At 63.5% G+C, this 20905-nt stretch carries 20 protein-coding genes; 5 read left to right on the top strand and 15 right to left on the bottom strand.

What is annotated here, in order from left to right; all coding sequences use genetic code 11:
• Window positions 1–139: 139 nt before the first annotated feature.
• The 3 genes from secG to UC34_RS09105 form a co-directional block, all read right to left on the bottom strand.
• The gene (gene secG / locus UC34_RS09115) at window positions 140–508 is read right to left on the bottom strand and encodes a preprotein translocase subunit SecG (RefSeq protein ID WP_044455295.1); all 369 of its coding nucleotides are present in this window, start codon (window positions 506–508) and stop codon (window positions 140–142) included.
• Between the two features lie 92 nt (window positions 509–600).
• Entirely contained in the window at window positions 601–1368 is a 768-nt protein-coding gene (gene tpiA / locus UC34_RS09110) for a triose-phosphate isomerase (protein ID WP_044457938.1), read from the bottom strand.
• Between the two features lie 181 nt (window positions 1369–1549).
• Window positions 1550–2554, bottom strand: coding sequence for an NAD(P)H-quinone oxidoreductase (locus UC34_RS09105; protein ID WP_044455294.1), 1005 nt, complete (start codon window positions 2552–2554; stop codon window positions 1550–1552).
• On the opposite strand from UC34_RS09105, the gene UC34_RS09100 reads away from it, so the two are divergent.
• Window positions 2544–2882: a hypothetical protein gene (locus UC34_RS09100; RefSeq protein WP_157123110.1), complete on the top strand. Its 339-nt coding sequence runs from the start codon at window positions 2544–2546 to the stop codon at window positions 2880–2882. The two genes, UC34_RS09105 and UC34_RS09100, sit on opposite strands and share 11 nt — an antisense overlap.
• A 47-nt stretch (window positions 2883–2929) precedes the next feature.
• On the opposite strand, the gene UC34_RS25625 is transcribed toward UC34_RS09100, so the two are convergent.
• Together UC34_RS25625 and UC34_RS09090 are read right to left on the bottom strand one after the other, a co-directional pair.
• Entirely contained in the window at window positions 2930–3109 is a 180-nt protein-coding gene (locus UC34_RS25625) for a response regulator transcription factor (RefSeq protein ID WP_167370649.1), read from the bottom strand.
• A gap of 480 nt (window positions 3110–3589) precedes the next feature.
• A complete protein-coding gene (locus UC34_RS09090) occupies window positions 3590–5548 on the bottom strand; it encodes a sensor domain-containing diguanylate cyclase (protein WP_167370648.1) in 1959 nt (652 codons plus the stop codon).
• Between the two features lie 490 nt (window positions 5549–6038).
• Here UC34_RS09090 and mutS point away from each other — a divergent pair, with 490 nt between their 5' ends.
• The gene (gene mutS, locus UC34_RS09080; RefSeq protein ID WP_044457936.1) at window positions 6039–8711 is read left to right on the top strand and encodes a DNA mismatch repair protein MutS; all 2673 of its coding nucleotides are present in this window, start codon (window positions 6039–6041) and stop codon (window positions 8709–8711) included.
• Window positions 8712–8718: 7 nt separating this feature from the next.
• Window positions 8719–10119, top strand: coding sequence for a hypothetical protein (locus UC34_RS09075; RefSeq protein WP_157123108.1), 1401 nt, complete (start codon window positions 8719–8721; stop codon window positions 10117–10119).
• A gap of 202 nt (window positions 10120–10321) precedes the next feature.
• Here UC34_RS09075 and UC34_RS09070 read toward each other — a convergent pair whose 3' ends face one another.
• Window positions 10322–10849: an FKBP-type peptidyl-prolyl cis-trans isomerase gene (locus UC34_RS09070; RefSeq protein ID WP_044455290.1), complete on the bottom strand. Its 528-nt coding sequence runs from the start codon at window positions 10847–10849 to the stop codon at window positions 10322–10324.
• 86 nt (window positions 10850–10935) lie between these two features.
• Between UC34_RS09070 and UC34_RS09065 the strand changes: the two genes are divergently transcribed.
• Together UC34_RS09065 and UC34_RS25360 are read left to right on the top strand one after the other, a co-directional pair.
• Window positions 10936–12156 (top strand): ribosomal protein uL16 3-hydroxylase, encoded by a 1221-nt coding sequence (locus UC34_RS09065; RefSeq protein ID WP_044455289.1) that lies wholly within the window; start codon window positions 10936–10938, stop codon window positions 12154–12156.
• Between the two features lie 178 nt (window positions 12157–12334).
• Window positions 12335–12592 (top strand): hypothetical protein, encoded by a 258-nt coding sequence (locus UC34_RS25360; RefSeq protein WP_072617452.1) that lies wholly within the window; start codon window positions 12335–12337, stop codon window positions 12590–12592.
• A gap of 127 nt (window positions 12593–12719) precedes the next feature.
• Here UC34_RS25360 and UC34_RS09055 read toward each other — a convergent pair whose 3' ends face one another.
• The 9 genes from UC34_RS09055 to UC34_RS09015 form a co-directional block, all read right to left on the bottom strand.
• A complete protein-coding gene (locus UC34_RS09055; RefSeq protein ID WP_044455288.1) occupies window positions 12720–13511 on the bottom strand; it encodes an MBL fold metallo-hydrolase in 792 nt (263 codons plus the stop codon).
• An 8-nt stretch (window positions 13512–13519) separates the two neighbouring features.
• Window positions 13520–14662 (bottom strand): outer membrane protein assembly factor BamC, encoded by a 1143-nt coding sequence (bamC, locus tag UC34_RS09050; RefSeq protein WP_044455287.1) that lies wholly within the window; start codon window positions 14660–14662, stop codon window positions 13520–13522.
• 51 nt (window positions 14663–14713) lie between these two features.
• A complete protein-coding gene (gene dapA / locus UC34_RS09045) occupies window positions 14714–15631 on the bottom strand; it encodes a 4-hydroxy-tetrahydrodipicolinate synthase (protein WP_044455286.1) in 918 nt (305 codons plus the stop codon).
• 42 nt (window positions 15632–15673) lie between these two features.
• Entirely contained in the window at window positions 15674–16267 is a 594-nt protein-coding gene (locus UC34_RS09040) for a class I SAM-dependent methyltransferase (RefSeq protein WP_044455285.1), read from the bottom strand.
• Window positions 16264–17466, bottom strand: coding sequence for a tryptophan--tRNA ligase (locus UC34_RS09035; protein ID WP_044455284.1), 1203 nt, complete (start codon window positions 17464–17466; stop codon window positions 16264–16266). The genes UC34_RS09040 and UC34_RS09035 overlap by 4 nt, the downstream gene beginning before the upstream one ends.
• Before the next feature lie 26 nt (window positions 17467–17492).
• The gene (locus tag UC34_RS09030) at window positions 17493–18158 is read right to left on the bottom strand and encodes a site-2 protease family protein (RefSeq protein WP_044455283.1); all 666 of its coding nucleotides are present in this window, start codon (window positions 18156–18158) and stop codon (window positions 17493–17495) included.
• Window positions 18159–18230: 72 nt separating this feature from the next.
• Window positions 18231–18857, bottom strand: coding sequence for an L-threonylcarbamoyladenylate synthase (locus UC34_RS09025; protein ID WP_044455282.1), 627 nt, complete (start codon window positions 18855–18857; stop codon window positions 18231–18233).
• A 12-nt stretch (window positions 18858–18869) separates the two neighbouring features.
• On the bottom strand, window positions 18870–19703 hold the full coding sequence (locus UC34_RS09020; protein ID WP_044455281.1) for a 3',5'-nucleoside bisphosphate phosphatase: 834 nt from the start codon (window positions 19701–19703) through the stop codon (window positions 18870–18872).
• A gap of 217 nt (window positions 19704–19920) precedes the next feature.
• Window positions 19921–20811, bottom strand: coding sequence for an alpha/beta fold hydrolase (locus UC34_RS09015; RefSeq protein WP_044457934.1), 891 nt, complete (start codon window positions 20809–20811; stop codon window positions 19921–19923).
• Between the last annotated feature and the right edge of the window lie 94 nt (window positions 20812–20905).

Raw genomic sequence — 20905 nt, 5'->3', positions numbered from 1 at the left:
ATCCGCTGTCACTTACGAATCGCTTCAAGACCGCTATAGTAGCGCTCTTCAGCATTTTGTTCAATGCACAACTCGATTTTTTTTCAACTTTCTTTACAACGTATTACTTGTCACAGACGTGTGCCGCGTGACTTCCGCGTTACTTCGGGACGTCCTGCGGATTCGCTGCCGACGCCGGCGCCGCAGCACTGGCAGCAGCAGGCGCAGACCCTGCCGCAGGCGCCGTCGCCGCAGGCAAATTACCAAGGACACCGATGTTTGATGCCGGCTTGTACGAACCGAGGTAAGTCAAGCCCAGCGTGGTCACGAAGAACACGGCGGCCAGCGCAGCCGTGGTGCGCGAGAGGAAGTTGGCAGACCCCGAAGCACCGAAAAGACTCCCCGAAGAACCGCTGCCGAATGCCGCCCCCATGTCGGCGCCCTTGCCATGCTGCAACAACACCAGACCGATGATGCCCAGCGCGGAAAGCACCTGCACCACGATCAACAACGTTTTCAACAACCCCATCTCATCACCCGTATAGAAGAATCCAATTCGCAGCGAATTTGATGCACTGCGTCATGACTTATTTCACGCCGTTACAGCAAACGGCATTGGCGTCAGCGCGACAGGCCCGCCTCGCAAATCGCCAGAAAATCGACCGCCTTCAATGCCGCCCCGCCGATCAGACCACCGTCGACGTCCGCCATCGAGAACAATTCCGCCGCGTTGTCCGGCTTCACACTGCCGCCGTACAACACCGCCACATCCGCCACCGCCTCGCCCTTCGCACGCAGCAGCGAACGCAGATGGGCGTGCACTTCCTGCGCCTGGGCCGACGTTGCCGTCTTGCCTGTGCCGATCGCCCACACAGGCTCGTAAGCCACGACGATCTGCGCAGCCTGCTCGACCGTCAGCGCAGCGAGGACCGCATCGAGCTGACGCGAAACCACCGCCATCGTCTCGCCCGCCTCACGTTCGGCGAGCGTTTCACCGATACACACGATCGGCGTCATGCCGGCTTCGAGCACGCGCAGCGTCTTCGCCGCCACGCCCGCATCGGTCTCTGCGTGATAAGCACGGCGCTCCGAGTGACCCACGATCACGAATCGCGCGCCGAACTCCGCAATCATCTGCGCGGCAACTTCACCGGTGAATGCGCCATTCACTTGCGCCGAGACATCCTGCGCACCGTAGCCCAACACCTGCCCCGAGAGGCGGGCCTGACATTGCGCGAGATAGGGGAACGGCACACAAACGGCCGCGGTCACGCCCGGTGCGCTCAGCACAGGCGACGCCAGCAGGTCGCCCAGCAGCGCCTCATTGCCGGCCAGACTGCCATGCAGTTTCCAATTGCCCACGACGAGCTTGCCAGCCTTTCGGCTGATGGTGCGAGCCGAAGCTGCGGTACCAGTTGTCACGCCTTATCCCCCAATGCGTATGGACGAAAAACCTCTCATTCTAGTGCGTCCGGGGCATGGGGGTCAATTTCGGCGACTTTGCACCGAGCAAAGCCGCATGAAACGACGATTTCACGCGGCGTGGCCCTGCAAATCCCGGAATGCGCGCTTACCAGGTCAGCACGATCTTGCCGACGTGCGTGCTCGTTTCCATCAACGCGTGGGCTTTGTCCGCCTGCTCGGCCGGGAACGTCTGATAAATCACCGGACGAATCTTGCCGGCGGCAAACAGCGGCCAGACCTTGTCATGCAGGTTCTGCGCGATGGCCGCCTTGAACGCCACGGAGCGCGGGCGCAGCGTGGAGCCCGTGACCGTGAGGCGGCGGCGCAGCAGCGCCCCCATGTCCAGCGTTGCCTTGCTGCCGCCGAGCAGCGCGATGATCGCAATGCGCCCGTCGAACGCGAGCGCCTGCACTTCACGCGGCAAATAGTCGCCGCCCACCATGTCGAGCACGACATCCACGCCGCGATCCCTGGTGAGTTCCTTCGTCACGGCGACGAAGTCTTCGGTCCGATAATTGATGCCGCGCTCAGCACCCAGCGCCTCGCAGGCGCGCGCCTTGTCTTCCGAGCCGGCCGTTGCGAACACGCGGTGCCCCAGCGCCGTGGCCAGTTGAATGGCCGTCACGCCGATACCGCTCGTGCCGCCCTGCACCAGCAGGGTTTCCTTCTCGCCCGACTCTGTCTCACCCAGGCGCGCCCGGTCGAACACATTGCTCCAGACGGTGAAGAATGTTTCGGGCAGCGAGGCCGCTTCCACGTCGGACAGCCCCTGCGGCACCGGCAACACCTGCGCGAGCGGCGCGGTGCAATACTCGGCATAGCCGCCGCCCTGAACGAGCGCGCACACACGCGAACCGATCTTCAGACCCCAGCGATTGTCGGCGCCGTCGAGCGCCCCTTCGACGATCTCGCCCGCCACTTCGAGCCCCGGCAGATCCGAGGCGCCCGGCGGCACAGGATATTGACCGATGCGCTGAAGCACATCCGGGCGATTCACGCCCGACGCGCTTACCTTGATGAGCACTTCGCCCGGCTTGAGTTCGGGACGCGCCCGTTCGGTGAGCTTGAGCACTTCAGGGGCGCCGTACTGGGTAATCTCGATGGCCTTCATCGTGTCTGTCCTCGGTTATCGGTTCTCGCGGCGACGTCGACGCCTTCACGCAGCGCCGCGCGCATTTCGTTGGGATCGTGATGGCGATGCCAACGAAATGCGGGCGCTCGCCACCATGAAAATGTTGTCGAGCCGGTACCTTATCACCGACTGCGCGATCGCGTCGGCCTTCAATGCGCACCGGCCCCATCGGCAAGGTCATTCGGAATTTTTCGGGACGGGCCGCGCGAATGGCATGCGGGATACAGAACCGGGCACCGCACGCACGCGGGCCTGTGACGGACACGTCGCCACGATCGGAATGCCCCCTGGCGACGTGCCGGATTGAACCGAAATGTGAGGACCCGCTCGCGCTGAAAATGCCCGCAAGACATCTCAGACGACGCCCTCGCCCCCTTCGTCGATCAGCCCATGCCTCACGGCGTAGCCGATCAGTTCCGCGCTGTCGCCGAGCGCGAGCTTATGCAGAATATGCGCAACGTGAGACTCGACCGTCCGCCCGCTCAGGTGCAGCGCGTGGGCGACCTCGTTGACGGCCAGGCCGTCGACCAGCATGTGAAACACTTCATTCTCACGCGCCGACAGGTTGCGATGTCTCGCCCCGTCGTTGTGAGCATCGGTGCGCGGCTCGCGCGGCTCCCGATGCGATGCACGCGGTGGATCATGGCGCTTCCCTTCACTTGCGCGACCTCCGTTGCGCCACCCTGCGTCGGAAGCCGCCCGCGTGACTGCACGGCCTCGTCCGCCTTCCAGTTTCATGCGTACCTCCTTTGAGAAGACTTCGGCACCTGCCCCATCGGCGAGACGGAAAACGGCGCGTCGCCAACGACAGGCGTCGACCATTGTGCGCCTGACAATGTGTGCTCGTATCTTCGGGGAAGATGATCGCGGCTGCGTTTCGATTGGTTGCGGCTAATAGCCGCCGACCCAGCGAGAAATCGTGGCAATGGGGGACGGGGCTCGGTGTCAGACGCGCCGCAGCCGGCTCCATCGGGCGTGCCACCGCGAACGCACGCCACCCCGGTGAGCGCCCGCTTACTGAAGGCGCCTTGCGTTACCGACAGCAGAGGATCTGGCGGAAGGATCCGCAGCGCCCTCGCTCAGCACGAAGCGCCCGCGCCCACCGTGCTTGGCGTCGTACAGCGCACGGTCCGCCGCCTCGAACAGCATGTCGGGCGTCCTGTCTTCGCCGCTTGCGACGATCGCCACCCCGACGCACGCCCCGACGGACACCTCGCCGACGGAGAGCATCATCGGACGCGAGGCGGCGTCGAGAATCGCCATGGCCGTACGCTCCACATCGAGCAGATCCTGAATGTCACGCATGATCACCGCGAATTCGTCGCCACCGAAGCGGGCAATCACATCGCCCTCACGCACGCTCGCGATCAGTCGCTTGGCCAGACGTCGCAGCAATTCATCGCCAAGCGCATGACCCCACGTATCGTTGACCAGCTTGAAGCGATCCAGGTCGACGAACAGGAGGGCCTGTGCGCCCGCGCCTTCGCGTGCGCGACGCACCGCGCCGGACAATGCCTGATCGAAGCCTTTGCGATTGAGCAATCCGGTGAGATGGTCCGTGTGCGACTCGCGCCGCCAGCGCCGCTCGTTCGAGCGCTCGACGGTAATGTCGCGCACGAATACGTGAACGCCGGCCAGCACGTTATGCGACGCCCACTCGGGCTGATAGCTCACCTCGAAACACCGGTAGGCGGCGTCTTCGCCAAAATCCCAGACGAAGGTTGCGGCCTCCCCCGCCATCGCGCGCGCGAGATGCGGGGCGAACTCGCGATACAGGGACGGACCCAGCAACTCGCGGGCCGTTGCCCCGAGAATGCGCTCACGCGGGCGTCGCATCCGGACTTCGCACGCCCGGTTCACGAACGCGAAGCGTTCGTCCCCGTCGAGAAACGCCACAAGATACGGCACGCGATCCGCCACTTCCTGCATGCGACGCACGTTCGCACGGGCCGCCTCGCGCGACATCTCGAGCGCTTCGGTCCGGTCGCTCAGTTGCTCCATCATGCTGCGAAACGTGTTGGCCAGCGCGCCGATTTCATCGGCTCGCTGCACGGGCAGCGACTGCACCGCACGCATGTCGCCCGCGCTTCTTTGCACCAGATCGCGCAGCGTGTCGAGCGGGCGTAGCAAGCGGCGCGTCACCCACCACATCACGAGTGCCGCGATGCCGATGGCGGCAATCGCCAGCAAGACGACCTGACGACGCACGCGCGAAATCGGACTGAACGCCTCTGCGCCGGGAAGCACCGCCACAACGAACCAACCGGTCGTCGTCATCGGGGCGCGCGCAACCAGCGGGATCATGTGGACCAGGTCGTTGGAGCCGGCATCGCGCACACCGCATAGCGTCTGCGAAGGACCGACCGTCGTCAGAATCTTGGTGACGTCCGCCTGAATGACGTAGCGTGGGGGACTTTCGGCAGTGATCAGACAGTAGCGACCGGTCTCGCCCACACGGCTGCTCGCCAGATCGACGATGAAGTTCTGCCGCAGCAGATTGACCGCACCGCCGACCACGGCGATCACCTTGCCGCGCGCGTCCGTCACCGGCACGGCGAGGACCACGCCGGGCGAGCGCGTGATCTTGCCGGCAATCACGCTCGACGCCGCTTGCGGCGCGCCCGCGAGCACCTCTCGGAAATAGTCCCGGTCGGCAACGTTGATGGGGGTGTCGGGGAACGTCGAGTCGTAGAGCATGCGGCCATCGGGCGCGGCCACAAAAATCGTGTTGAAGGTCTCCGGCATCGAGACCGAGAGTTTGGCGAAGGTCTCGAACTGCGCGCTCGTCATGACATTGGGATCGCCAATGTTGCGGGCCATGCGATGGAGAACGAGAAATTTGGAGCGCAACTTGTCGTCAAGCTGGTCGGCGGCAAGCCTGACATGCGTGTCGAGCTGCGCCTGCATCGAGCTTCGCAACTCTCCATAGACGAAAAACTCGATCCCGACGGCCAAACCGACGATCAATACCATCGAGACAAGTGCTGTCGCCGCTGCGACCCGTCCCTTCAACGACTTCACCATGCTGGCCCGTACGAGAGTAGCTTTTGTCTTGCTTTTGCATATTTTTGCGAGAGCTTACCACCCGAAACGGCACATTTTCGGGAAACTTGAGAAAAACTCGATGCCATCGTGTAGCGCCCTCATCCACCGTCCCCGGCGAACTCGATGGCGATCGTCGAGCATTCGATGACGGCACACCCCGAACCCGTCGTAAAATTGCGCATCCAACGCGCCACGATGGTGCGAACCGACGGGATCGACGACGGCCATGCGCGCGTCGCTCGCCGGCTCGCAGCGCCGACCGCGACAAGCGCCAGGCACCTGGTGGACGTTACCGTCGTGATGCCGGCGTTCATCGTGACCCGCATCGTGACTCGATACGCCCGACCCGAATTCATTCATGACCACCCAAGCGACCACCGTCCCCGCAGCATCGGCCCCAGCCGCGACCACGCCCGCCATGCCCACCATGACGCCGATGATGCAGCAGTACACGCGCATCAAGGCCGAGCATCCCAACATGCTCGTGTTCTATCGCATGGGCGACTTCTACGAGCTCTTCCATGACGACGCGGCCAAGGCCGCGCGTCTGCTCGACCTGACGCTGACCGCGCGCGGCCAGTCCGGCGGTCAACCCATTCGCATGGCGGGCGTGCCGCACCACGCCGTCGAGCAGTACCTCGGCAAGCTGGTCAAACTCGGCGAATCCGTCGCCATCTGCGAGCAGATCGGCGATCCGGCCACATCCAAGGGGCCGGTCGAGCGCAAGGTCGTTCGCATCGTCACCCCCGGCACGCTGACCGACGCAGCACTGCTCAGCGACAAGGTCGATCAATACCTGCTTGCCGTGCAAATGCCTGCCGCACGACGTGCGAGCGAGCGCGTAGCCGGCCTTGCGTGGCTCTCGCTCGCGAGCGGCGAGCTGCGTCTGATGGAAGTCGCCGCCGACAAGTTGCCGCGCGAACTGGAACGCATCCGTCCGGCCGAAACGCTCGTTCCCGACACTGCCGCAGAAGCCTTCGGCGGCCTCTCGCTCGGCACCACGACACGCGTGCCCGACTGGCACTTTGACACCGCTGCCGGCACCCAACGCCTGCGCGACCAACTCGGCGTGGCCAGCCTCACCGCCTTCGGTTGCGACGGACTCGACCCGGCACTCGGGGCCGCCGGCGCCCTGCTTCAGTACGCAGCCGCAACGCAGGGACAATCGCTGCGCCATGTGCAAAGTCTGAACGTGGAGCGGGAAGCAGCCTATATTGGTCTGGACGCCGCCACACGCCGCAATCTGGAACTGACCGAGACGCTGCGCGGCACGGAATCGCCAACATTGCTTTCGTTGCTCGATACGTGCGGCACGACGATGGGCAGCCGTCTGATGCGTCATTGGCTGCATCACCCGATGCGCGACCAGCAAGTGCCGCAGTCGCGACAACTGGCGATCGCGACGCTGCTCGAAGGCCCTGGCACGTGGCGTGCGCTCAACAGCGAACTGCGTCACGTGGCCGATGTGGAGCGCATCACGGCGCGTCTGGCGCTGCTCACCGCTCGTCCGCGCGACTTGTCGAGTTTGCGCGACGCGTTGCGACGTCTGCCCGAATTGCACACCACGCTGCGCGCGGTCGAAGCCCGTTCGCCGTTGCTGGCCATGCTGCATGAAGACCTTGCCATCCCCGACGACGCGCTCGCGCTGCTCACCAGCGCCATCGCCGAAGAACCGGCCGCCATGCTGCGCGACGGGGGAGTCATCGCGCGCGGGCACGATGCCGATCTCGACGAGCTTCGCGACATCTCGGAGAACTGCGGCCAGTTCCTCGTCGACCTGGAAGCGCGCGAGCGGGCGCGCACCGGCATCAACAATCTGCGCGTCGAGTTCAACAAGGTGCATGGCTTTTACATCGAAGTCACGCGCGGCCAGACGGACAAGGTGCCCGACGACTATCGCCGCCGTCAGACACTCAAGAATGCCGAACGCTACATCACGCCGGAACTGAAGACGTTCGAGGACAAGGCCCTGTCCGCACAGGAACGCTCGCTCGCGCGTGAAAAGATGCTGTACGACGCACTCCTGCAATCGCTGCTGCCGCACATCACCGAGTTCAAGCGCATTGCGCAGGCGCTCGCGCAGCTCGACGTGCTCGCGTCGCTTGCCGAGCGCGCGGAAACGCTCGGCTGGGTGAAGCCCGAGCTGGTGCAGGACCGCGTGGTCGACATTCGCCAGGGACGCCATCCGGTCGTCGAACAACAGGTGGAGCGCTTCATCGCAAACGACTGCTCGCTGGGCGACGCTCGCCGTTTGCTGCTCATCACGGGTCCGAACATGGGCGGTAAGTCGACGTTCATGCGCCAGACCGCGCTCATCGCGCTGCTCGCGTATGTCGGTTGCTACGTGCCTGCCGAATCCGTACGACTCGGGCCGCTCGACGCCATCTTCACGCGTATCGGGGCATCGGACGACCTTGCGGGCGGGCGCTCGACATTCATGGTCGAGATGACCGAATCGGCCGCGATCCTGCATACCGCGACCGACCAGAGTCTCGTACTGATGGACGAGATCGGACGCGGCACATCGACCTTCGACGGTCTCGCGCTCGCGTGGGCCATCGCGCGCCATCTGCTCGGCCACAATCGTTGCTACACGCTGTTCGCCACGCACTACTTCGAACTCACGCAGTTGCCCGACGAATTCCCGCAATGCGCGAATGTCCACCTCTCAGCCGTGGAGCATGGGGAAGGCATCGTGTTCCTGCACGCGGTGCAGGACGGTCCCGCCAGCCAGAGTTACGGCTTGCAGGTCGCACAGCTCGCAGGCGTGCCGATGCCGGTCATCCGTGCGGCGCGCAAACATCTCGCACTGCTCGAACAACAGGCGCTCGATCCTGCCGCGCCGCAGCTTGACCTCTTCGCGCCGCGCGCGGCGCCCGAGACCGACCTTGACGACATCGGGCACGCAACCGATGCCGGGGCGTCTCATGCGCTCCATGGCGCCATGTCCGAAGCAACGGCGCTCGATCCGGCTGCGGAAGCCACGCTTGCACGGCTGGCCGCAATCGATCCGGACGACTTGCGCCCACGCGACGCGCTGGATCTGCTCTACGAGCTGCGCGGTCTGTTGAACGGTCATACGCGCGACTGAGCACGCCATGCCAAGCCAGCGTCGTCTGCGCGCATCCCGTCGAAACGGCCACGGCCTGATGGCCGTGCGCCTCGTGACGCTCGCGCTGACGACCGGCCTGGCCTTGACGTGCGCGCCGCCGGTGAGCGCGAAGACCACCGCGAAAGGCGCCGCCAAAGCACAGCCAAAAGCCCCCTCCAAACCACCGCCGTTTGAGTTTGCGGTGTTGGGCAACACGCCCTTTGGCAACGCCGAAGTCCCTGTCACCCGCAACGTATTGGCCGGCATCGGCGATAGCCAGGCGGCGTTCGTCGTCCATGCCGGCAATCTGAAGAGTGCGTCCGAGTCGTGCCGAGACGACCTCATCACGCAACGCCTGAGCCTGCTCGCCAGTTCCCCCAAACCGCTGATTTTCGTGCCGGGCGCGAATGACTGGGCTGATTGCGAACGGGCATCCGACGGCGGCTACAACCCGGTGGAGCGTCTGGATTTTCTGCGCGATCATGCGTTCGACGACGATGCTCTGCTTGGCCCGGGCCCCGTCGGTTTCGCGCAGTTCGACCTGACGCGCCAAAGCGATATGGCGCGCTTTCGTCAATATCACGAGAACGTGCGCTGGTTCTATCGCGGCGTGGTCTTCGTCGGGATCAATCTTCCGGGCAACAACAACAATTACCGATCGGCGGGTGGGCGTAACGGCGAATTCGAGGATCGTGTGATTGCCACGCGCGTCTGGCTGCAACACGCACTTGTCTATGCTCAGCAGAACGACGCCGTCGGCATGGTCATCGTCGCGCAGGCGGATCCGGAGTTCGAGCCGGCACGCAGCGGCGGGATGGGTGGCATTTTCTCGGATCGCAACGGGCGTCGCGGCGTGGATGGCTACAAGGATTTTCGCGCCCAATTGCAGCGGCTGACGTCACGCTTCAAGGCACCGGTTCTGCTGATCGATGCCGGCAAGACGATGCGCCACGTGCAGCCGTTGCGCGATGCGCATGGCGCACAAGTCAAGTCGTTCACGCAACTCACCACCTATGGATCGCCAACGATCAACCGCTGGATTCGTGTGACGGTCGATCCACGAACACCGCAACTCTTCCGTTTCGAAAGCGCCCTGCTTTCTCCCAACAACGCCGCAGCGCCTGCGGCCAACGCGCCGCGTCCGGCAACCGGCGCCTCGGTGCAGGCAGCGCAGGGCACGGCGATTTACGGTGATGCCGCACGCGTGCCGTCAGGCGCTTCGGCAGCGTCACCGGGCGGGGCGTCGACGCCCGGTTCGTCGGCTCCATCTTATTCGGCGCTTTATCCCGCCTCCGGGCTCCCTGGCAACGCCAGCGCTGCCAGCTCGAATCCAAACCAGGGTGTGACCCCGATCGGGCCGATGCGACTGCCGAACGTCCCCTCACGCAGCGCGGCTCACGGCAACTGAGCGCCTCACCGCTTGCCCGGCCTACCTTCGTCTCGTCGCATCAGGTAGCGGTCTCACTTCAACATGCAAACGCCGGACAGACGCACCGCCATTCGACGATGCGCCTGTCCGGCGTTCGCTGCTGTCCTGCATTGCCGCGCGTTACATGCTTCGCCCTTGCGCGATCATTTCCATCGCCCAAGCGCATCGCGGCAATTCGCCATTAATGCAGCGTAGGGGCGTCGTCCTCGTCTTCGTCGACGATTTCGAGACCCGATGCACCATGGGCATGCTGGTGCTCGATTTCCTCTTCCGTCGCCTGACGCACGTCGGTCACCTTCAATTCGAAGCGCAGTGCCATTCCCGCGAGCGGATGGTTGCCGTCGAGCACGACCTTGTCGTCTGCCACGTCCGTCACCGTGTAGATCAGCGTATCGGACTCTTCGTCGCCATCTTCCGGCGTGCCTTCGAACTGCATGCCGACTTCGAGCGGCTCCGGGAAACGGCCACGCTCTTCGATCTTGATCAGCTCGGAATCGTAGTCGCCAAAGGCGTCCGTGGGCTCCAGCTGCAATTGGGTTTCAAAGCCGACGTCCTGACCATCGAGCGCTTCCTCGATTTTGGGGAACGTGCCATCATAGCCGCCGTGCAGATAAACCATCGGCTCGGCGCCGCTTTCTTCGATCAGGTTGCCCTGAGCGTCCGACAACTTGTAAGTCACCGAGACGACGGTATTCTTTTCGATCTTCATCAAACTCTCCGAAAAACAGCCCGCATTATACGCGCAGCCGTATGACAGCGCCCCGGCCGCGGCTGTATCGACGACATCGGTAACGCATGACGACATCTCGCCACCCTCTCGCCCTGTTGGGCGACCTCACGCCAGACGCGTTCATGAAACGCTACTGGCACAAGCGCCCCCTACTCATTCGGCAAGCCATGCCCGGCTTTACCGCACCGCTCACGCGTGACGCCTTGTTCGCCCTTGCCGCACAGGACGATGTCGAATCGCGTCTCATCAGCCAGACCCGCAAGCGCTGGCAGCTCGAACACGGCCCGTTCGAAGCCGACGACCTGCCCGCGCTCACGCGCAAGCAGTGGACGCTCCTCGTGCAAGGCGTGAATCTCCACGCACCGGCTGTCGACGCCCTCATGCAACAGTTTCGCTTTATTCCCGATGCGCGTCTCGATGACGTGATGATCAGCTACGCGACAGACGGCGGCGGTGTCGGCCCACACCTCGATTCGTACGACGTGTTCTTGCTGCAAGCGCATGGCAAACGTCGCTGGCGCATTGGACCGCAACGCGATACGACGTGGCAGGAGAACGTGCCGCTGCGCATTCTCAAGCATTTCGAAGCGGAGCAGGAGTGGGTGCTGGAGCCGGGCGACATGTTGTATCTGCCACCGGGTTACGCACACGATGGCGTCGCCGAGGGGGAATGCATGACCTACTCCATCGGGTTTCGCGCGCCGCTCGAACAGGAGATGCTTCAGAACTTCCTGTACTACCTCGCGGAAAACGCCGCCGAACTGCCCTTTGCGCGCCATTTCGCTGGCCGATACGCAGACCCGGATCAACCCGCCGTCAAACATCCCGCCGCACTACCCGATGCCATGATCGACACGCTCGTGTCGCAGCTCGAACGCGTGCGTTGGGGACAGAAAGAGGTGGAGGATTTTCTCGGTCGCTGGCTGAGCGAGCCGAAGTCGCATGTGTTTTTCGACCCTCCGGAGAAGCCGCTTTCGGCGACTCGTTTCGCACACGAAGCATCTTCGCGTGGGCTTGGGCTGTCGCCGAAGACGCACTTGTTGTATCGACGCAACCGGTACTACGTCAATGGCGAACCGCTGGAAGTCCCCGTCAGCGCGCGCTCGACGTTACGCCTGCTGGCTGACAGACGCGAGCTGAAAGCGGGTGAATGTGCGAATTTCGGGCAAAAAGACCAAGAAATCGTTGAAATTCTGTACGATTGGTACGCTTCGGGATGGTTAGCGCTTGGACCTGACTCGGGGCCCGTGCGAAAGTTGCGCGCCGTAAGGAAAAAAGCGGGGTAAATGCGCGAGATTGACGTGACGCGTTGGGGAAAACCCAATATAATTTCTCGCCAAGCAGCTTGCATGACCAAGGGTAATCCTCAATTGCCAATGTCTCGCAATCGGCTTTGCGCTGGCAAGAGCGTATTACCGTAACTAATATTTATTCGCTTGTCTTCTACCATAAAAGGACGTGATCATGAAGAAGTCTCTCCTCGTCGCTTCGTTGTTGGCTATCGCCCTGACCGCCTGCGGCAAGAAGGAAGAAGCCGCTGCTCCGGCTGCTGACGCTGCCGCTTCGGCTGCTACGGCTGCTTCGGACGCCGCTTCGGCTGCTGGCGCTGCTGCTGATTCGGCTGCTTCGGCTGCTGGTGCTGCTGCTGACACGGCCGCTTCGGCTGCTGGTGCTGCTGCTGACGCCGTTGCTTCGGCTGCTGACGCTGCTGCCAGCAAGTAAGCTCTCGCTGCCGCAAGGCAGTTGAGCAAAAAAAGCCGGTCTTTCGACCGGCTTTTTTACGTCTTTACGTACCATCTGCAGTCTGATACGCCCCACCTCACCAGCGCGCAGTCGTGCGCGCACCCCGTCAGCACATCAGCCAGTCGAACCCGCCTGCCTGCGTTGCCACGAGAATCTCCGTCGCCTGAGCGCCGATCACCGCCGACATGGCCGCCATGGCCAGTTCCGGCGTATTGTTCTGCTCGCTCAGATGCGCACAGATCACCCGCTGAAGTTTGGCCCGGTCGATAGCCCCGAGAATCTCGGCAGCCGCGTCGTTGGCGAGATGGCCGTAGGTGCCGCCAATGCGCGCCTTGAGCGACGGGGGATACTTACTGTTGGCCAGCATCTCGCGATCATGATTGCATTCGAGCACCAGTGAATCGCAGCCACCGAGCCTCTCGATCAGATGCGTCGTCGGACAGCCCGCGTCCGTGAGCACCCCGAGACGGCGAGCGCCATCCGAGAACACGAATTGCAGAGGTTCGCGCGCGTCGTGCGGCACCGTGTACGGATGGAGTTCGATGGCGCCAACAGCCAATCGCTCGTCCGAGCGACACCACCGCACGAGGGCTGCCTTATCGTCGGCCCTGAGCGTATCGCCGACCTTGACGGCCTGCCCCGTGCCCCAGCTCATGATGAGCGGGATCCGATACTTGCGAGTGAGGGAGAGCGCACTGCCGATATGGTCGGCATGCTCATGCGTGATGACAATGGCGTCGAGCGACGCCACGTCGATCGAGCGAGCCGCCAGGCGCCGCTCGACCTCTCGCATGGAGAATCCGCAATCGAGGAGGATACGTGTCGTGGAGACGCCTTCCGACGCCTCCACCAGCAGGGCGTTACCTTCGCTGCCGCTGCCTAAACTGGCGAACCGCACGCGCCGCCTTAACGGAGCTGGTTGCCGATCACGCTGATGATCGTTTGCGCAATCTGCGAGTTGTCGACGTTACCCTTGTCGTCGAGCACCTGCACACGCGTCTGGTTGTCGCCACGACCCTGCACGTTGACGCTGTACTTCTTCGCCTTCTTCTGGTCCTGCACTTCCTTGGCGTGGAAGAGACTATAGAAGAAACCGTTGTCCTTCGCGAGCGACGCCGGATCGACGTAGCTCACGAAGTACAGCCCCTTGGCGCGATCGCGATCGTCCACGGTGAAGTTACCACGGTCGAGCGCCACGCCGACGCGACGCCATGCGCGATCGAACGGCTCGTTGATGTCGAGGTACGACGCGTCGGCCGTCTTCACCACCTGGCTCGTCGGACCGCCCGCCTTGGCGCTTTCGACCTGCGCCTTGGCCTGATCGGCCTGCGCACCGAAGCGCTGCATCAGCTTGGTCAGCATGATCGCCTCGAGACCCGGATCGTTCGGCGCCGGTTCCCACTTCGTCGTGTCCTTCTGCGAGTTCGTGAACACTTCGACCATGCGACGGTGCGTGATGTAAATGTCGGTGCCGCCGTTCGGATCGCGTTCGACCCGGGTACGGAAGCGATCACGTTCGCCCGTCGAATACAGACCATCGAGCACCTTGCCGAGCAGATCGCGAATGATGTCCTGATTCAGCTTGGCGCGGTTCTCCGCCCAATCCGTCTCCATCACGCCCGTGTCTGCCGAGTCGATCGTCAGCACAAAGCCGTTTTCCTGCCAGAACTCACGCAGCGTCGGCCACAGGTCGCCGGCCGGCTTCTGGATCACGAGCCAACGCTCGTTACCGTCGCGCACGACCTTCATGCCCGGCACGCTCGGCAGCACGTTATCCGTGGGGTTGGCGGCCACGACCTTTTGCTGGGTCTCATAGTTCGACAGCGTGGCGGTGCCGCCCGGTGTCACGTACTTGCGGTCAGCGGCCTGAACGTTGGTCAGATCCGGCGGAACGTCGAGCGAGGGGCCGGTCTTCGAGCTCTTGTAGTCAACCTTGTCGGACGACAAGGCGCTCGAAAGCGAGCTACATCCAGCGACGAGGGCCAACGAGGCAATAGCGGCCCATGCCAGCACGGGACGAGCTACGGAATTACTGACGATTCGTTTCATGAGTCGCAAAAAAATGGGTGGGCAATCGAACCCGGGTGCCTGAACGACAGCTTAGACAACGGCGATGTTGGCCGACTTGAGGGCTTGGAGCACCGTGTCCTGATACGGCTGCGCCAGCGGCGTGAGCGGCAGGCGGATGCCCGACGCGATCATGCCCATCTTTTGCAGCGCCCATTTCACGGGGATCGGATTGGCTTCGACGAACATGGCACGATGCAGTTCGAACAACTGGAATTGCAGTTCACGTGCCTTGGCCACATCGCCGGCCAGCGCCGCCGCGCACAGATCGTGCATCGCACGCGGTGCCACGTTGGCGGTGACCGAGATATTACCCCGACCGCCCATGAGCATGAGCGCAACGGCAGTCAGGTCGTCGCCGCTATACACGGCGAAGCTCTTCGGGGCGCGCCGGATCAGGTCGATGCCGCGATCCAGATTACCCGTGGCGTCTTTCACGCCGATAATGCCCTGCACCTGCGCCAGACGCAGCAGCGTTTCGTTGCTCGCGTCCGCCACAGTACGGCCGGGCACATTATAGAGGATGACCGGAAGCTCGCCGGCTTCCGCAATGGCGCGGAAGTGCTGGTACTGGCCTTCCTGCGTCGGCTTGTTGTAATAGGGAACTACCTGCAGCGAAGCATCGGCGCCCACCTTTTTCGCGTGCTTCGTCAACTCGATGGCTTCCGCCGTGGAGTTGCCGCCAGTGCCGGCGATCACGTGTACCTTGCGGCCGCGCGACTGACCGGCTTGCGCCGTTTGCTGGACGGCGATCTCGATGAGCTCGCAGTGTTCTTCCACGTTGACCGTCGGCGACTCGCCGGACGTGCCCACGATGACGATACCGTCCGTGCCTTCGTCGACGTGCCAGTTGATCAGGTTGCGCAGTGCTTCACGGTCAAGGCTGCCGTCCTCTTTCATCGGCGTGACAATCGCGACGATACTGCCTTGAATCGGGGTTTGGGTAGTCATGTTTGATCGAACAATTCAGCGATAAGGGTGGATTGTAGCGGATTACGCTGTCGCCTCGTACAGCGCCGCAGTGCCGGGGTTTTCCCCGGGGGTCGCCGCACGTGTGGCACACAGCCGTTGCACACACGCCGCGCGCGGCGCCGGCATCGTGACATCCTCGAAACCCGCGACCCGCAACCCCGCCTCGCGCGCGATATCGAGCAATTCGCCCGGCGCCAGCAGAAACGCGGGATTCGACGGTTTGCCGTACTTTTCGTTTCCTTGCGCGAAGGTTTCGTAAATCAGGACACCGCCCGGCGCAACGCTCGCCGCAATGTGCGCAAACAAAGGACGGTGCAGGTAATTTGTGACGACGACCGCATCGAACGTCGAGCGCGCCGGCAATGGCCACGGCGCCCCCTCCAGGTCGGCGGCCAGCGTCGTGACGTTCGGTAGCGTTGACATCGTGGCAAGCGCAGCCGTGTCCCGATCGATCGCGGTGACGTACGCCCCCCGCTCGATCAGCCATCGCGTGTGCCGCCCCTGACCGCAAGCCAGATCGAGCACACGCGCGCCCGGCGCGATGAGATGCGCCCAGCGCACCAGCCACGGCGATGGCGCGCCGGCGCTGTGCGATGCGGGAGCGGCTTGCGTCATGAATACTGAAGTCCCATGGCTTCGCGCACGTCTCGCATGATCTCCTGCGCCGACTTGCGCGCCTTCTCGCAGCCGTCGGCGACGATCGCGCGCAGCAGCGACGGATCGTCCATGTACTTCTGCGCACGCTCGAGCATCGGCTGCTGCTCGCGCAGAATGCCTTCGATGACCGGCTGCTTGCACTCGAGACACCCGATGCCGGCGCTACGGCAGCCCTTCTCGGCCCAGTCACGCGTGTCGTCGTCGCTGTAGACCTGATGCAGTTGCCATACCGGGCACTTGTCCGGGTCGCCCGCATCGGTGCGGCGCACGCGCGCCGGATCGGTCGGCATCGTACGCACTTTCTTCGTGATCGACTCGGCGTCTTCGCGCAGACCGATGGTGTTGTTATAGGACTTCGACATCTTCTGACCGTCCAGACCCGGCATGCGCGACGCGGGCGTGAGCAACGCCTGCGGTTCCACGAGAATCAGCTTGCGCGCGCCTTCGAGATAACCGAACAGACGTTCGCGATCGCCCATCGACAACGACTGCGACTCGGAGAGCATGGCGCGTGCCTGCTCGAGGGCCTCGTCATCCCCCTTTTCCTGATAGGCGTTACGCAGTTCGAGATAGCGCTTCGAGCGTTTGCCGCCGAGCTTGCGCGCTGCGGCGAGCGCCTTGTCTTCGAAGCCCGCTTCGCGGCCATAGAGGTAGTTGAAGCGGCGCGCGATTTCACGCGTCATCTCCACGTGCGGCACCTGATCTTCGCCCACGGGCACGTGCAATGCGCGGTACAGCAGGATATCCGCCGCCATCAGCACCGGGTAACCGAGGAAACCGTACGTCGACAGATCCTTTTCCTTGAGCTTCTCGATCTGCTCCTTGTACGTCGGCACGCGTTCGAGCCAGCCCAGGGGGGTGCTCATGCCGATGAGCAGCGCCAGTTCGGCATGCTCGGGCACCTTGCTCTGGATGAAGAGGGTCGCCTGATTCGGATCGATCCCGGCGGCGAGCCAATCGATCAGCACGTCCCATACGTTCTGTTCGATGACGTCGGGCGTCTCGTAATGCGTAGTGAGCGCGTGCCAGTCGACCACGCAGAAGTAGCAGGGATACTCGGACTGGAGTTGAATCCAGTTCTTGAGCACACCGTGATAATGGCCGAGGTGCAAACGACCGGTCGGTCGCATGCCGGAGAAAACGCGTTCGGGGTACATGGTCTAGTTATCAGTCTGCAAAAACGTCAGGAAACCAGCGAGAGCAGCGGGGTCAGCATCCACTTGATCACATCACGCCCCCACTGAATCAGCGGCCACAGCCACACGCGACCGAGCACACCGCTGACCACCAGCGCCATCACAATGAAGAAGCCATAGGGCTCGACGCGCGAGAGCGCGTAGGCCGCGCGCGCCGGCAACAGCGATACGAGCACGCGCCCGCCATCGAGCGGCGGCACGGGAAACAGATTGAACATGCACATCACGAGGTTCACCACGAGGCCCGCCTGCGCCATCATCATGAAGAAAGGCTCCCGAACGCCCGCGAGTTGCAGCCCGAGGCCGAGCAGCACCCAGAGAATTGCCTGCACGAAGTTGCAGACCGGCCCGGCCAGGGCCACCCAGATCGTATCGACGCGCGGATTGCGCAGACTGCCGAACGCCACGGGCACCGGCTTGGCGTAGCCGAACAGGAACGCGCCGCTCGTCATGAAGTAAAGCGCCAGCGGCACGACAATCGTGCCGATCGGGTCGATGTGCTTGAGCGGGTTGAGCGTGACGCGCCCCATGAGAAATGCCGTGGGGTCGCCGAAGTGCTTCGCGACATAGCCGTGCGCGGCCTCATGCAACGTAATCGCGAAGAGGACGGGGAGCGCGTAGACCGCAATGGTCTGGATCAGGTCTGCATTCATAGCCGGCTATTGTAACAAGCGGACCTGCACGCCAGTATGACCCGGCCTGACAAAGTTCGGAACGCCCGCCCCTCAGGACAGACCGAACGGTGTCAGCGGCCCGCGCCCGCGACGCAGCACCTCCGGCGGCGTCACCGTCAGATCGACTACCGTGGACGGCTCTTTCGGACAGGCCCCGCCGTCGATGACCAGATCCAGTTGCTTTTCCAGGCGCTCGCGGATCTCCTCCGGATCGTTGAGCGGCTCCGTTTCGTTCGGCAGAATCAGCGTCGTCGCGAGCAGCGGCTGCCCCAACTCCTCCAGCAAGGCCAGCGTAATGGCGTGCTCCGGCACACGCAGGCCGATGGTCTTTCGCGAAGGATGCGAAAGGCGACGCGGCACTTCCTTCGTCGCTTCCAGGATAAAGACGTACGGCCCGGGCGTAGTCGCCTTGATCAACCGATATTGGCGGTTGTCGACGATGGCGAACTCGGCCAGTTCGGACAGGTCGCGCACGAGCAGCGAGAGCATCTGCTTCTCGTCGAGGCCCCGAATGCGGCGCAAACGATCGACGGCCTGCTTGTCGTCGATGTGACAGGCGATCGCGTAGCTCGAATCGGTCGGCAACGCAACGATGCCCCCCTTGTCGATGATCTGAGCGGCTTGCTTGATGAGACGCGACTGAGGATTTTCCGGGTGAATCTGGAAGAATTGCGACATGTTGTCGGAGGGTTACTGCCAGCGGCTCCAGACCGGCGTGAGATCGTCTGGCAGTGCAGGCAATTTGCCGAGCAGCGCGCGGCTCTCGGTCGGTCCATGGAAATCCGAGCCGCGCGAGGCAAGAAAACCATACTGACGCGCGACATCGGCATACTCGCGATATTGTTCCGGCGTATGACTGCCGGTGACCACTTCGATGGCCTCGCCGCCCAGATCGCGAAACTGATCGAACAGCGCACCGAATTCGAGCGGTGTGAATTTGTAACGCCCGGGGTGAGCCACGACAGCGATACCACCCGCGCCTCTAATCCATTGCACGGCGTCCTGAAGCGTCGCCCAGCGATGGGGCACGTAACCCGGACGGCCCTCCGACAGATACTTCGCGAACACGTCGGAGACCGACGCACACTTGCCGATTTCCACCAGGAATCGCGCGAAATGCGTGCGCGAAATCAGATCGGGATTGCCGACGAAGCGCAGCGCGCCCTCGTAAGCGCCGGGGATACCGGCGGCGGCCAGCTGGTCGCTCATCAGTTGCGCCCGGGCGGCACGACCGCCGCGCGTTGCCGCAAGACCATCGATCAGCGTGGGATTGTCGGGGTTGATGTTCAGACCGACGATGTGCACCGTGCGGTTCGCCCACGTAATCGAAATCTCGACACCGCTCACGTAACGCATGCCAAGCGCTTCGGCCGCCGCGCGCGCTTCGCGCTGTCCGCCGATCTCGTCGTGGTCTGTCAGTGCCCACAGGTCGACGCCGGCCTCGAAGGCGAGCTGCGCCACTTCGGAGGGCGCCAGGGTACCGTCCGACACCTTGGAATGACAATGAAGATCCGCGTTGAGCATGTTGATCCGCCGGGATGATGTGGCCGCTGCATGCGCTGGCATCGCTGCACATCGGAGACCACGAGATACCGGCGTATGACTGGATAATGACAGGTCCATTCTACCGCTCAAGTGCACGCGACGCGAGTTGCCCGATGTCTGCCGCCAACGGCATCGTCGTGGCGCCGTTCCGGCTACGGTATCACCGCGTGCATTGCGCCCGCCCCCATCCGTCGGACTACGCGCGGCAGAAGTCCTCGATCAGGCGGGCAACGGCTTCCGGCTGGTCGTGATGCAACATGTGACCGGCATCCTCCACGAAGGCTTCGGTCAAATTCGGAAAGGCCTCGAACCGTTCGCGGAAGGCCTCCCTGCCCTGCGTCCCCGCGAAATGGCGCAGCACGTCGGAATCCGTCGCCTCCACGTTCAACACGGGCGCACTCACGTTGCCCCACACTGCCATCGCTTCGTCGAGGCGATAGGGGTAAGGGTTCGCGATCTTGTGAGCCGCATCCGCGAGCAGATGCCACATGCCGTCGGGCGCCTGCCGCGCCCAGCGCTGCGACAACCAGGCTGCACGCTCCGGCGTGAGGCGCGGGTTGGTCTTGCACAACCGCGCGGCCACATCGTCGAGCGATGCGTACGGGCGCAGCGTCGGCATCGTCTGCACGTCGTCGAGCCAGCGGCTGAGCTGGCGAATCGCCGCGGTGGGCGCGGACGGCGGCAGGCCGAAGCCCTCCAGATTCACGAGACGTCGCACACGCGCGGGACGCACCCCGGCATACAGGCAGGCAACATTGCCACCCATGCTGTGGCCGATCAGGTTGACGGCCTCCCCCGGCTCGGCGTAGACGTCGAGCAAAGCATCGAGATCGGCAAGGTAATCGGGGAACCAGTAGCTGCCGGCGCGCCCCTCGGCGACCGGCCAGTCGGTGAGGCCGAACCCCCGCCAGTCCGGGGCCAGCACATGCCAGCGCTGCGCGAGCGTTTGCGCCACGAACTGGAACGAGGCCGACACGTCCATCCAGCCGTGCAACGCGAACAGCTTCGGCGCACCGGGGGTGCCCCATTGACGGACGTGATGGCGCAAGCCGCGCACTGTCAGAAACTCGGATCGGGAGTCGATCATGATGCCGGCAGACAATGAATATCTGAACGATTGAGGAACGTCGAGTATATCGGCGGACGTCGACAGCCCGGTAGCGAGGTCAAAAACCGACGCC

Source organism: Pandoraea vervacti, assembly GCF_000934605.2.
Lineage (GTDB): Bacteria > Pseudomonadota > Gammaproteobacteria > Burkholderiales > Burkholderiaceae > Pandoraea > Pandoraea vervacti.
The sequence above is the reverse complement of the archived record's forward strand: the minus strand, read 5'-3'. Positions and strand labels throughout refer to the sequence as shown.